Origin of the sequence: Acinetobacter lwoffii (assembly GCF_024129595.1) — a bacterium.
GTDB lineage: Bacteria > Pseudomonadota > Gammaproteobacteria > Pseudomonadales > Moraxellaceae > Acinetobacter > Acinetobacter lwoffii_O.
Map to the genome: position 1 here is coordinate 1 of NZ_JAMXXS010000051.1, position 13,210 is coordinate 13,210.

Annotated in this window: 16 protein-coding genes and 1 pseudogene; 10 read left to right on the forward strand and 7 right to left on the reverse strand. The window is 41.2% G+C overall.

Annotation, left to right across the window (positions count from 1 at the left end; genetic code table 11):
• The first annotated feature begins 314 nt into the window (after positions 1-314).
• On the forward strand, positions 315-758 hold the full coding sequence (locus NI466_RS14685) for a hypothetical protein (RefSeq protein WP_005100815.1): 444 nt from the start codon (positions 315-317) through the stop codon (positions 756-758).
• A gap of 56 nt (positions 759-814) precedes the next feature.
• Here NI466_RS14685 and accC read toward each other — a convergent pair whose 3' ends face one another.
• Genes accC through aroQ form a run of 3 tightly spaced genes read right to left on the reverse strand, consistent with a single transcriptional unit; the run spans position 815 to position 3,086 of the window.
• Entirely contained in the window at positions 815-2,179 is a 1,365-nt protein-coding gene (gene accC, locus NI466_RS14690) for an acetyl-CoA carboxylase biotin carboxylase subunit (protein ID WP_004646808.1), read from the reverse strand.
• 18 nt (positions 2,180-2,197) lie between these two features.
• Positions 2,198-2,614 (reverse strand): acetyl-CoA carboxylase biotin carboxyl carrier protein, encoded by a 417-nt coding sequence (accB, locus tag NI466_RS14695; protein WP_005107117.1) that lies wholly within the window; start codon positions 2,612-2,614, stop codon positions 2,198-2,200.
• A 16-nt stretch (positions 2,615-2,630) separates the two neighbouring features.
• A complete protein-coding gene (aroQ, locus tag NI466_RS14700; protein WP_253173932.1) occupies positions 2,631-3,086 on the reverse strand; it encodes a type II 3-dehydroquinate dehydratase in 456 nt (151 codons plus the stop codon).
• 959 nt (positions 3,087-4,045) lie between these two features.
• Between aroQ and ybaK the strand changes: the two genes are divergently transcribed.
• From ybaK to NI466_RS14715, 3 genes and pseudogenes are all read left to right on the forward strand, one after another.
• On the forward strand, positions 4,046-4,513 hold the full coding sequence (gene ybaK / locus NI466_RS14705) for a Cys-tRNA(Pro) deacylase (RefSeq protein WP_253173933.1): 468 nt from the start codon (positions 4,046-4,048) through the stop codon (positions 4,511-4,513).
• Positions 4,514-4,706: 193 nt separating this feature from the next.
• Positions 4,707-5,961 (forward strand): annotated as a pseudogene (locus tag NI466_RS14710) (YncE family protein).
• Positions 5,962-6,030: 69 nt separating this feature from the next.
• Positions 6,031-6,513, forward strand: coding sequence for a hypothetical protein (locus NI466_RS14715; protein WP_253173934.1), 483 nt, complete (start codon positions 6,031-6,033; stop codon positions 6,511-6,513).
• Between the two features lie 113 nt (positions 6,514-6,626).
• Here the strand turns inward: NI466_RS14715 and NI466_RS14720 are convergent, their stop codons facing one another.
• From NI466_RS14720 to tusD, 4 genes are read right to left on the reverse strand one after another with little or no spacing between them, the layout of a single operon-like run.
• Complete coding sequence (locus NI466_RS14720; protein WP_004280207.1) at positions 6,627-6,938, reverse strand: TusE/DsrC/DsvC family sulfur relay protein; 312 nt, start codon at positions 6,936-6,938, stop codon at positions 6,627-6,629.
• Between the two features lie 14 nt (positions 6,939-6,952).
• Complete coding sequence (locus NI466_RS14725) at positions 6,953-7,237, reverse strand: DsrH/TusB family sulfur metabolism protein (protein ID WP_004646886.1); 285 nt, start codon at positions 7,235-7,237, stop codon at positions 6,953-6,955.
• Positions 7,238-7,254: 17 nt separating this feature from the next.
• Entirely contained in the window at positions 7,255-7,605 is a 351-nt protein-coding gene (locus tag NI466_RS14730; protein ID WP_005263011.1) for a hypothetical protein, read from the reverse strand.
• 44 nt (positions 7,606-7,649) lie between these two features.
• The gene (gene tusD, locus NI466_RS14735; RefSeq protein ID WP_005107033.1) at positions 7,650-8,018 is read right to left on the reverse strand and encodes a sulfurtransferase complex subunit TusD; all 369 of its coding nucleotides are present in this window, start codon (positions 8,016-8,018) and stop codon (positions 7,650-7,652) included.
• Between the two features lie 70 nt (positions 8,019-8,088).
• On the opposite strand from tusD, the gene NI466_RS14740 reads away from it, so the two are divergent.
• The 6 genes from NI466_RS14740 to NI466_RS14765 all read left to right on the forward strand — a co-directional run bounded on the left by NI466_RS14740 (position 8,089) and on the right by NI466_RS14765 (position 13,112).
• Positions 8,089-9,099 carry an NAD-dependent epimerase/dehydratase family protein gene (locus NI466_RS14740; RefSeq protein ID WP_005266466.1) on the forward strand — a complete coding sequence of 337 codons (1,011 nt, stop codon included), beginning with the start codon at positions 8,089-8,091 and terminating at the stop codon, positions 9,097-9,099.
• A 138-nt stretch (positions 9,100-9,237) separates the two neighbouring features.
• Positions 9,238-10,632 carry a class II fumarate hydratase gene (gene fumC, locus NI466_RS14745; protein WP_253173935.1) on the forward strand — a complete coding sequence of 465 codons (1,395 nt, stop codon included), beginning with the start codon at positions 9,238-9,240 and terminating at the stop codon, positions 10,630-10,632.
• 126 nt (positions 10,633-10,758) lie between these two features.
• The gene (locus NI466_RS14750; RefSeq protein WP_253173936.1) at positions 10,759-11,250 is read left to right on the forward strand and encodes a hypothetical protein; all 492 of its coding nucleotides are present in this window, start codon (positions 10,759-10,761) and stop codon (positions 11,248-11,250) included.
• Between the two features lie 401 nt (positions 11,251-11,651).
• Positions 11,652-12,254: a nitroreductase family protein gene (locus NI466_RS14755; RefSeq protein ID WP_253173937.1), complete on the forward strand. Its 603-nt coding sequence runs from the start codon at positions 11,652-11,654 to the stop codon at positions 12,252-12,254.
• Between the two features lie 126 nt (positions 12,255-12,380).
• Positions 12,381-12,743 (forward strand): immunity protein Imm33 domain-containing protein, encoded by a 363-nt coding sequence (locus tag NI466_RS14760; RefSeq protein ID WP_005107027.1) that lies wholly within the window; start codon positions 12,381-12,383, stop codon positions 12,741-12,743.
• Entirely contained in the window at positions 12,744-13,112 is a 369-nt protein-coding gene (locus NI466_RS14765) for a hypothetical protein (protein ID WP_253173938.1), read from the forward strand. It abuts the gene before it with no gap.
• The last annotated feature ends 98 nt before the right edge of the window (positions 13,113-13,210 follow it).

Sequence of the window (13,210 nt, forward strand, 5' to 3'; positions counted from 1 at the left end):
AAATTATCAAAGTTCTGTTGCTTTAGCCTGTATATTTTTATGGCTACCTTTATAGGGTTAATTATGAACAGTAAATGTCAACAGACCCTAATCTGTTATTAATACGAACTATTAAGATTCTTATATACGAAATATATACAAAAAAAGTCAGAAAAGAAATCCATGTTTTTAAACAATGTGATAAATAATTTCTGACTCTGTATGGAAATTGCGTTAGAGCGGGACACGATCCCAAAAAATATGATAATTTAGAATCAATTGTTAACAAGATGCCGGTAAATATGAAAAAAATATGTCTTAGCCTTATCTTACTCATGAGCTCACCTTGGCTAATGGCGACAGAAAATAAAAAACCAGCAAATGCTCCTGCTAAAGCTGCTGAAATCCCAAATACATTTACTGTGAAAACCCGTCCGGAAATTGTCGGATTGTGGGGAATGGAAATCCCGAATAATAAAAAATGTATCGAATATTATAATTTTAAAGGCAATAATAATGTGGTGATTAAAAGTGGCGATGAGTGGACGTCGGGGCTATATGACTATCAGCCGGCACAGGATCCTTCGCAGCAGATTCCAGCGCTGATTCTGCAAGTAAAATATGACAATAATGAAAAAGACTGTTCAGGCAATCAGGTGGATCAGTCTGGTGAAATTTCGCAATATTTTGTGAAATGGCAAAACCCTTATACCATTAACTTCTGCGCCAATGAAAAAGCCGAACAATGTTTTGCTGTGCTCAGACGCGTATTGCCTTAAATTGCAAACAATAAAAAAACCGCTGAATGACAGCGGTTTTTTTTATGAGCTTTGATTTAAGCTTTGTCTTCAGCACCTTCAAGCTGCTTTAACAAATGCTTCTCTAGGTAATGAATATCCATTGCCTGTTTGCAGAAGTTTTTATCCTGAAGGATTAAATCTTTATGCAAAGGAATATTGGTTTTAACGCCAGTCAAAATCATTTCTTCCAAAGCATTTCTCATTCGAGAAATAGACGTCTCACGATCCTTACCATGCGAAATCAGTTTGGCAATCATCGAATCATAATACGGTGGAATGCTGTAGCCTGGATAAACATGCGAATCTAAACGGATACCTGCGCCGCCTGGTGCATAGAAGTTGTCAATCTTGCCTGGTGAAGGCAGGAAGGTCGATGGATCTTCTGCGTTAATACGGCATTCAATCGCATGTCCTAAAACCTTGACGTCTTCTTGCTGAATATCGAGACCTAAGCCGCCAGCAATACGCAATTGCTGTTCGATAATATCGATCCCCGTGACCATTTCAGTCACCGGATGCTCAACCTGAACACGCGTATTCATTTCAATGAAGAAGAACTCATCATCTTCAAACAGGAATTCGAATGTACCTGCACCACGATATTGCATCAATTTACAGGCATTGACACAGGCTTCTAGAATATCAGCACGTGCTTGCTCTGGTAGGTTCGGTGCTGGCGCTTCTTCCAGTACTTTTTGATGGCGACGCTGTAGTGAACAATCACGATCATACAGATGAATCGCATGGCCATTACCATCAGCCAGTACTTGCACTTCGACATGACGTGGCTTTTGCAGGAAACGTTCCATATACACCGTATCATCACCGAACCACATTTCTGCATCACGCTGTGCAGCCTGAACAGATTCCAGCAGGGTATCGACATTTTCTACGATACGCATACCACGACCACCACCACCAGAAGCAGCTTTTACAATCAGTGGAAAACCGATCTCTTTCGCTTCAGCCATGGCATTGTGAATCGTTACGGCATGGTCGCAGCCTGGTACTGTTGGTACACCCGCTTTTTTCATGGCAATAATGGCAGAAACCTTGTTCCCCATTAAACGGATATGTTCCGGACGTGGACCAATAAAGATAAAACCAGAATTTTCCACGATTTCTGCAAATTCTGCATTTTCAGCGAGGAATCCATAACCAGGATGGATTGCATCTGCGCCGGTAATTTCAGCAGCTGTAATAATCGCAGGAATATTCAAGTAGCTGTCACTGCTCGCACCAGGGCCGATACATACTGCTTCATCACAGAAACGTAAGTGCATCAGGTCCTTGTCTGCGTCAGAATAGACACCTACAGTTTTGATCCCTAAAGTTCTGCAAGCACGGGTGATGCGTAACGCAATTTCACCACGGTTTGCAATTAAAACTTTTTGCAACATTATAAATCCCCGGGGTGATTAAGCGCGGTAGCGGAAAAGTGGTTGACCGAATTGAATCACTTCACCATTTTTCACCAGAATTTCTTCAATCACACCGCTTTGAGTAGCTTCAATCGGGTTCATGATTTTCATTGCCTCGATAATACCCAGCGTATCGCCTGCAGAAACGGTCTGGCCAACTTTAACAAATGTCGGTTCACCTGGGCTTGGTGCTGCATAGAACACGCCGACCATTGGTGAAGTTTCAACTGCGCCACGAGGAGATTTTGCTGCTGGCGCTTCGGCTGCTGGTGCAGGCATAGCAGGAACAGCTGCTGCAACCACTGGATTACGACGAGTTAATGCAATCGACTGATCGCCTTCTTTAACTTCGATCGCCTGTAAGTCAGATTCAATCATCAAGTCGATGAGTTTCTTGATTTTACGGATATCCATGAGACAGTATTCCTAATTAAGATTGTGTAGAAGGTTGTATTTTTTCAATGATATAGTCGAGGGCAGTAGCATAGCCTTTTGCACCTAGACCACAAATCACGCCGATGGCTTTATCGGACAAGTACGAATGATGTCGGAATGCCTCACGTGCATGCACATTAGACAGATGGACTTCAATGAAAGGAATGGCAACGCCAAGAAGGGCATCGCGAACCGCAACAGAGGTATGAGTCAATGCTGCCGGGTTAATAATGATATATTGAACGCCGTCTTGCTGAGCTTGATGAATTCGGTCAACAATGGCACCTTCCCAGTTGCTTTGGAACGTTTCGAGTTGTAATGTGGCCTTTTGAGCCTGAGTAATCAGTTGCTGGTTAATATCGTCAAGACTAAGGTGACCATAAACTTCCGGTTCGCGCTTCCCAAGCAAGTTTAAATTCGGTCCATGAATAACCAAAATGGTCGAACTCATCCAGCATGCTCCAATTAAAAAGTATCGGGGTCTGTTTGCAAGATGTCTGCAAACTCTGCTTATTATTGCATGATTTTCTACATTACTATTTATAATTTCTTTGAATTAACGTAGAAAGCATATAGCAAACAGTGGCGCTATAATGAAAACTTTGCAGAGATTTGGCAATGTTAAAAAATTACAATTCGCTGGGTATTCAGATTATTTTCATTGTAAACCCAATTGGCAAAAACAGTTAATATCCTTTATGTAACTGTATCTTCATGTTAACGCTAAATTCTTCCTTTTAGTGATATTTTTAGTTTTGAGCAAGAGTTGTCTGGCTGATTTTACCGCAATGTTCGACTTCTAGAGCATAGAAAACTCTTTACATTCTGACTTTAGAGTTGTGCTGATTATCCTCTTTATATATAAGCTATCGACCGCTTCTTAAAACGTGATGAAAATTTAAAAATATAAGATAAGACAATATGTTAATGATATTTTCTCTTATTGTCCTTGGATTTTCCTAGGTCTATTCTTCCAATAGATTGGAATTAATTACATTACTTTAACTTCAAGCATCCATGATAAGTGCTGTGCAAAAATGTACTTCATCTTCTAGATATAAGGGTTGAATCTCAGCAGGTTTAAGATAAAACGCTCGACTTATATGCTTCGTGTGTATAGATCTGTGAGGTGACGAATGTGTTCATCTTCAAGTCTTCTACGCAGTAAAGATATGATTCACCTAACGCATAGACAGTGGCAAAAACGCATACACTTGATGCAATTTTGCGCAGCATCATCTTTCAAGAAAAGTTTAAAAGTATTGAAGAGTGTAAAGATTGAACTAAATAGGTCTGATTGAGGCGGAATACGGGCTTAAAGCAAAATTTGCTCTATAGTTGCCTCCTCTAAATTAACTTCTTGAGCTAATCTTTATATAATCATGCGATACCTCTCAAACAAGACTTTCTATGACACCTGCATGCAAACTATTAAAAGCCAATAAAATTGAATACAGCATTCATGAATATGAACATGATGCCAATGCCAAAAGTTTCGGGCTAGAAGCTGCTGAGAAATTGGGGCTTTCGGTGGAAGAAGTCTTTAAAACTTTATTAGTCACGGATGAAAAACAGTATTTTGTTGCCATCTTACCGGTACATCATCAACTCAATCTGAAAAAAGTAGCGCAGGCCGTAGGATGCAAAAAACTCCAGATGGCAGATCCTAAACATGCAGAACGTTTGACCGGTTATCTGGTTGGCGGAATTAGTCCCATTGGCCAAAAGAAACGTTTAAAAACAGTGATTTGTAGTAGTGCAAATCGACTTGAAAAAATGTATGTAAGCGGTGGAAAAAGGGGACTTGATATTGGATTAAAACCGGCTGATCTTGCCAAAGTGCTCAATGCACAGTTCCTCGATGTGCTGGATACATAAAATCAAAGTACGATGATCACCTAAATTCATAGAACCTGAAGTAATAAATTTAAAATAGCTGCATATTTTTTGGTCGGAAATAACAGTAAATCATTTTATACGTTTGTATATTAGATAAGTTAAAACACAGCCTGGCTGTGTACACAACAAGGAATGAAAACAAAAATATAAATTATTATGCGGAGCATAATGGATGAAAATTCAAAATAAAAAATGGCCACGGTTCTGTCTGACATTATCTGCGATGGCGATGCTATCAGCGTTACCGAATGTACAGGCCGCTTCTGCGCCTGCAGCTGCACCTGCCAATTCACAGCAGGTTTTCTTTGTCGGAAACAACTGGGATGGCACGGTAACCGTGATTCGTCCATCGGGTGATTTTGGTAAAATTGGCGTCATTAACATGATTCCTGATCGTAAAGAGCGCCTTAAGGAAATTCACCTGAATCCAATCAAACTGATTGCCTATACTTATATTCAGGCCACAGCCGGTGAAGGCAATGACCAGCTGGTGGATGATATGTACTCGACACCAGATGGTCAGTCAGTCGTTGCATCGCGCCCAAGTTTCGCCGATGTGGTATCGATTAATATCAAAACCGGCAAGATTAACTGGCGGACGCCTGTAGAAGGCTTCCGTGCTGACCATATGGCGGTATCACCAGATGGGCAACGAGTCGCCGTATCTGCATCTTCAGGAAATGTGGTGCATGTATTGGATATCCATACCGGTAAAGAGTTAGGCCGTTTCAGCACTGGCGATAAACCGCATGAAAACATTTACTTCGATGGCGGCAACAAGATCCTGAACTCTGCCATCGGCAATGTTGAAACCTCGATGGATGCACAGTGGCAAGACTTTACTAAAGGTAAGCGTTTTATCACTATCGCAGATGCCAATACGCATCAGGTGATAAGAAAAATCGATTTCAGGCCTGCATTGGATGCATTTGGTCGAAAAGATTTGTCCAACTCAGTACGACCAATGGTATTTAGTAAGGATGAAACCAAACTGTATGCCCAGGTTTCATTTTTTTAATGGGCTGATTGAGTACGATCTGAATCAGAACAAGATTAGCCGGATCGGACAGCTGCCTGGCAGTGACAGTATTCCGAAAGACCGGACAAAATGGGTGAATGATTCGCGTCATCATGGCTTATCAATCAGTGCTGATGGTGAAAAGCTCTGTGTCGCCGGTACCATGGATAACTACGCTACGATTGTAGATCGCAAAACACTGACAGCCGGGAAACTGATTTCTGCAGGTAAACCTTATTGGGCAACGCGAAGCCCGGATGGTCGTAGCTGTGTAATTTCAGAAAGTGAAACAGATGTAGTCACAGTGATTGATTTTGCCACAGGCAATAAAGTGCTGAGTGTACCGGTAGGAAATCATCCACAACGCGTTCGGATTGGTTATGCACCAGCAGACTGGTCAACGCCGTAGTCAATCGTCGATTAGCGAAAAAGACAGCTTTTTGATAAAGGTTGTCTTTGTTGAGCTGAGGACATAAAAATGAATGATAAAACAATTCTGTTCTATGTAATGATCGGATTGCTCTTGTTGGGGACTTTAGTGGGTATTGGTTATCAGGTACGACAAGAAATCTATCGGACGAATTTTACTGATCAGACCCATTCTGATCCGGTCCTGCCAGCTGAAAAATCGGCAAGCTATATATCTGTTAACTCTCCTGAGAATAGTCAAACTACGAATAAGGAACAGAATGATACGGTTGCAAAGCAAAGCGAATTATCAAAGCAACAAGAACAGTTATATCTGGACTTTACTCAGATCATTAACGCTTTAAGTGAGGGACAACGACCAGATCCTCACCAAGTCAGTTTGTTGATCACTCAGCAGCAAAAACTGGTAGAGGCCCAACTGGTGAGCAAGGCCGAAGCGAAAGCACAAATTGATTTTCTGATTAAGGTTCTGCCTGAAATGGATCATGAATTGCATCGGGCATTGCGAGTATTAGAACAAACTCGAATTTGAAAAATTAGATCCAGATGCATCTTTCATTATTCTAAGCCTAAAAATTGCTCTCATAAAAAAGCCCAAAATATGATTTGGGCCTTTAAATACATACTTTAAAAAGCTAAGTATCTTTATAAACAGTTCGCAGGCTTGGGTACACCAGCCAAACGGCTTAAGTGACGGGCAACTAGACCAGTATTAAACTTTTCCTGAAGCATGGCATTATTGATATCGGCACTGACAGTTTTCATTAAAAATTTAATAAGTGGTCGTGTTGCTGGTGAATGACCAAACTGCTGATAGAACTGACGTACCGCTTGCAGAATTTCAAAATGCCAAGGAGTTAAGCTCAGTTCCAGACTATCGGCCAGCACTTGAGCGACTTCTTCATTCCAGATGGTATAGTCAACCAGATGGCCATCTTGATCCAATTCTAAATTCATATCTAACTCATTTATTATTTCATTGAAATGCAGCGATTAAACTCGAGGCAAAGATCTGCAAAATCCGCATAATTCAAAAGCTTTATCTGATCAGGCAAAGGCTGTACTAATAACTCCGCATCATTTTTCAGTATGTGAATTTTCGGCAAGCTTTGAAGAAATGAATGCTCTAGCAGCAAAACCGCTTCACCCATCAGCACGACCTGATCACCCATTGTATAAGTTTGAGCCAGTTGCTCTAGGATCTGCGCTGTTGCCGAATAGCTGGATTGGATCAGATAAAGTGTGTGATTTGACATTTTTATATCCTTGTTCCTTACCAATACATCACATGATCAAAGCTTTGAATAAATTCAGAATTAAGCTCAATAAATTCGATTTCTTGTTCGCTCTGTGCCACAAATGAGGAATGCTGGTTTTTTTTCTCAATCAGAATCGGAGTGAGATCATAAAACTCGAAACTGTCGACCATATTTGATGCCAGTTTGAATGCATGATGCACCTGGTCAAATTGCAGCTCTGAACGCAGCAGACTAAGGGCGGCCCCTTGTAACAGGACTTTAACCTCGGCGCCAAAGGTTGCCAGGACCATGGTAGCCGACAGACTTTCATGTACCTGCAGGCTGGTCAGATTGGCTTGGGTTAATATAACAAGTACAGATTTCACACAAGATTCCTTGGAAAAGCAACACATTCTAAAAAATGAAACATCTAGAATTGAATGAGACGTTGTGAGGACTGAACAGCATCGGCAAGTTCACCTAAACCGACCAATTCAAAGGCATCTGCCAGATTATGCTGCTGAATATTGTGACGTCGAGCATTGTCCAGATCTGTAATTCCACGTGCCAATGCTGCACTTACACAGACCGGGAGGCGAATCTGTAGCGCTTGCCATGCATGTGTAAGATGACGTTGATCGTCGGGTACCCATTGCAGTGCATTTGCGACCGATACGCCGTCCTGATAGAAGAATACACGGAATGCTTCCTGTTTATTTTGCAAGGCCTGAGCCAAACCTAGGGCATGCCAGGCATAAATGGAAGTCGGTGCGGAGGTAACAAGAATTAAGGTGCTCATCGAAATTCACTACAGGCTTGATCAATAGCAACAGATTGATCTTGGCTTCATCAGAAAGTAGGTAGTATAAATGATTTTAGTGACGGGTGGATTAGGCTTTTTAGGCTCACATATTGCTTTAAGTCTGTTAGCACAAGGACTAGAGGTCATTGTGGTCGATAATTTGGCCAATGCCAACTTACAGACTCTGGAGCGTCTTGAATTTATCTCCGGCATGTACGTACCTTTTATCAAGATTGATATTCGCAATACCCCAGCATTGAACAAAGTCTTTGAGCAGCATTCGATTCAGGCTGTGGTACATACCGCAAGTTTTAAGTCACTGGAAGAATCAGTATTAAAACCACTTGAATATTATAATGATAATGTCAGCTGTATTATGAGTCTCATGCGTGCCATGCAACGTACCGGAGTGCGTCATCTGGTACATTTATCCAGTCTGGCGGTATATGGACAATCTGGCACAGATTTAAGCGAAGATCTGCCTTTTAACTATACCTATCCGAATCCCTATATCAAATCGCAACAGATGGTTGAGGAAATTATCCGCGATACTGCCAAAACTGACAATGAATGGCGGATTGCAATCCTACGTCTTTCCAATATCGCAGGTGCCTTTGAACACGGTGTACTGGGGGAAGCAGTGCCACCTTTGCCAAAAAATATTTTGCCTTTGGCGATGCAGGTCGCTGCACAGCAACGTGAATATCTGGAATTACGCCGTCAGGCTCATACTGCGGATGGCACAGTAGAACGCAGTTTTCTGCATGTCGCAGACTGTTGTGATGCCGTGATCAAGTCCTTGCAATGGCTGTCACAACAGCAGGAATTAAAATGTGAAGCCTTTAATATTGCTGGTGAATTGATTTCCATACAGGATTTGCTAGATCAACTGGCTGAAGTGACTCAATCTGCAATCAAAACCATGGATGCTTTACCATATCCCCATGCGGAAATGGATCAATTGGGGGCGAACATTGAAAAGGCGCGAAATATTCTACATTGGCAACCTCAGCGATCACTCAGAAAGATGCTTGAGGATGAATGGTTGTTTTATCAGAATATGCTCAGAGGGCAGTAAGTAAGAGTATTTAGCTTATATTTGATAATAATTATCATTTACATTATTACTGTAATCGATTACTTTAAATAAATAGATTAAATCATTGATATAGAAATTCCTAAAATCAGTAACAGGCAAGAAGAATTGAGGTTGAACATGCAAACACGTATTGAACATGACACGATGGGAGAGGTGGCTGTACCGAGTGAGGCTTTATGGGGCGCTCAGACTCAGCGTAGCTTGCAAAATTTCAAAATTGGCAATGAGCGGTTGCCACGGCCAATGATTCGTGCCATGGGACTCGTCAAAAAAGCGGCTGCCTTGACCAATGCCGAGCTAAACCAGATTCCCCAAGAACTGTCACGCTATATCGTGGATGCGGCAGATGAAGTCATCAGCGGGAAATGGGACAGTCAATTTCCACTGGTAGTCTGGCAAACTGGTTCAGGTACACAAAGCAATATGAACTGTAATGAGGTGATTGCCAATATTGCCAACCAGAAATTGGGCAATCATTTAGGGGCACAAAAACCGGTTCATCCAAATGATCATGTCAATCGTGCCCAATCTACCAATGATTCATTTCCAACTGCGATTCATGTGGCTGCGAGCTTGCAGATTAATGAACTTTTAATTCCGGCTGTCACATGTTTACGCGATACTTTATATGCCAAATCTCAGGATTTTGCCGATATTGTAAAAATTGGCCGGACACATCTACAAGATGCTACGCCTTTAACCTTGGGGCAGGAATTCAGCGGTTATGTCTCTCAGCTGGATCATGGGCTTCTTCGTCTAGAACAGGCATTGGTCGGACTATATGAATTACCATTAGGCGGTACAGCGGTTGGTACCGGTCTGAATGCCCATCCTGATTATGCCGTTCAGTCTGCTAAAACCCTGGGACAATTAACTGGCTTGCCATTTGTAACTGCGCCAAACAAGTTTGAGGCTTTGGCAGGCCGTGATGCTGCGGTATTCGCGTCTGGTGCATTAAAGACTTTAGCGGTTAGCCTGAATAAGATTGCCAATGATATTCGCTGGCTAGCCAGCGGGCCACGTTGTGGTTTTGGTGAATTGCGTATTCCTGAAAATGAACCGGGTTCTAGCATCATGCCGGGTAAGGTGAACCCGACGCAAAGTGAAGCGATGACGATGGTGGTCGCGCAAGTTCTCGGAAATGACACCACCATTAACGTGGCAGGTGCATCAGGTAACTTTGAACTGAATGTATTTATGCCGGTCATTGCCTATAATCTGTTGCAATCCATCCAGCTTTTAGGCGATGCGTGTAACAGTTTTAATGATCATTGCGCCGTAGGCATTGAGCCGAATCATGAGAAAATTGAACATTTCCTGCATGATTCTTTAATGCTGGTCACGGCATTGAATCCGGTCATTGGTTATGAGAATGCAGCCAAGGTTGCCAAAACAGCTTATAAGGAAGGAAAAACCTTAAAACAGGTGGCTGTTGAACTGGGTTTAGTCACCGCTGAACAGTTTGATGAAGTGGTGCGTCCTGAACAGATGGTTTCACCGAATGCCAAATAAGGGCTGTAGCGCTTTTATTTTCAATCTTTCCGCCTGTTTTATCATGGAATAGTCAGCAGTGGTTTTTATCTCGGGCAGAGTTGCGTACAATAGTGCTAGATGAGATTAACCACTGATGATTGTTTTATGTTTGATATTTATTTAACAGATGTTCAAAGAAAGGTGCAATTCAAGGATTATCCAGGTGAGCATCCTGTTAAATTTATTCTGAATTTCAAAAAGATTTTCCCGAGTGTGATGGAACTTCTTTTACCTGTGCTTCCGGATAATGAAAATCTGGAAGAAATGTCTTGGGAATCGACCAGCGATGATTTTGAGACTTTCCAGATGTTTTTAACCGGATGGGGCATTATCGAACTGCGTTTAAAAGCAATCACCCAGTTTAAAGATAAAGCATTTGCGGATCGTCTGGTTAAACAAGCCCAACAGAAACGCAAAGACTATCAAAAACAGCAGACTAAACTGACCACAGTTGAACTGGACTATCTGTTTATGCACGAGATGCATGCCTTGATTGATGCAGAGTTGGTTGAACTCGGTGAGAAATTCTATTTACCGATTTTACGTGAGCTGTGGAAGACTAAAGTATCTGCTCAGGTGTTGAACGCGAAGTTTTAAACTGGTTTTTTAGCTTTTATTTATAAAATTAATCCTCCAATTTTGGAGGATTAATTTTTATCTGCAAGATGAGATTTATTTCATGATGTGCTCTCTCTTAGAATAGCCTAAGCAATATTAAATGTGGTCATTGAACTTCTTTATTCTTAAAATTTTGATCAATAATAGCACATGTTGAACCATCGTTTAGCGTCAGGCTCTATCATAGGGCAGTGGTTTTAACGATTGTTCAAAAAATATATAAAAATATCAATTAAATAGCCTAGTAATTAAGTCTATTATTTTTTAAGGTATATAGGCTTTATCTCACGTTAAAGCAAAAGCTTTATTGATTAGCTATCCTTCACAAAAATAACTGAAGGTTCAAATTTTCCCGAAGATATATCCCAGGATTTTCAAAAATGTCGAATCAGTTTTTAGATTTAATTACTAAACGCCGTACTATTTATGCCATTGCCAAGAATGTTGAACAATCTCCTGAACATTTAACTGATTTGATTCAGACTGCAATTAAGCAAAGCCCATCTTCTTTCAATTCTCAGTCTTCACGCGCCGTCATTTTATTCAATTCAGAACATGAAAAGTTCTGGGGCTTTGTAGCAGAAAAATTAAAAAGCTATGCCAAAGATGAAGAAAGCGCTGCAAGAACCACAGCAAAAATGGCAAGTTTTGCGGCAGGGCTAGGCACTGTTTTATTTTTTGAAGATCAAACAGTTATAGAAGGCTTACAGGAACAATTCCCATCTTATGCTGATAACTTTCCAATCTGGGCAGAGCATTCGACTGCGATCGCGCAATTTGCAACGTGGACAGCATTGCATACAGAAGGTCTGGGCGCATCATTGCAGCACTACAATCCGATCGTGGATGAACAGGTACATGCGGAATGGGACATTCCATCGAACTGGAAGTTGCGTGCACAGTTGGTCTTTGGTTCGATAGAAGGCGAGCCACGTGCCAAAGATTATCTGGCGGATGAAGAGCGCTTTAAAGTCTTCCAATAAGCTGAGATCCATATCTGCGCTTAACACGGTTTAAGGGCAGATATTTTTTAGATCTCGACGAAATCCCAATCAGCTTAATTAAAATTAAGTTAAAATAGCGCGCTAATGAATGATGAGTAAGACCGAATGTCGAAAAACACGCAAAACCTGTCACCGTTACAAGAACTGATCGCAGAGCAAAAGCTACTTTGTGAAGAAGTAGGCTCGGCTTATGTTGAAGTCACGGGGGATGATGTTGTTGCGGTGGCCGTACATACCTTAAAACAGGATCCGATTGTCGGCATCCGTAAAAAGCCTGAAACAGATGAAAATATCAGCTGGTACATTTATGGCGGAGAGCCTTCAAGTGAAGAGGCTTTTGAAACCATGACAGTACGTGAATTACAGGACATCGCACCAGAAGTTTTACCGTATCTGGCTCTGGAAACAGGTTTTCGTTTCATGATTGATGCCGATGATTATGAAGATGTCTGGAAAGAAGAAATTTAAATGCTAAAAAAATCATCTTTCATTTGTGCTGGATTATTATTAGGACTGAGTAGCGTAGTCTTCGCACAGCCGCTTTCACAAAGTGCCTATGATGAGTTTATTTCAACACAGACTAAAATCGTGAATGAAACCAAACATATTTTAGATGAAGATGATCAAAAGGCAGATGCCCAAACTCAACGCCAGGCTTTCTGCAAGCGACTGAAAGCCTATCAGGATATTCAAAAGGTGTCCGAAGAAAACAGCAGTCTGAATATGGCACCTACGATGTCTATGATTGCCAGAAATTTTCTTGAGCGGCAGGATCAAAGTTTGACTAAATCTGGAATGACGGCGAGCGTATTTTGTAAAAATAGGGATGTAGAATAAATTATAAAATATAGGACTTACGCACTATTATTTATAGATTTTCTGTGGCAGCAGATGATTCTTATCGAGAATAAATTCATCAATAAAGTTCTTGATAA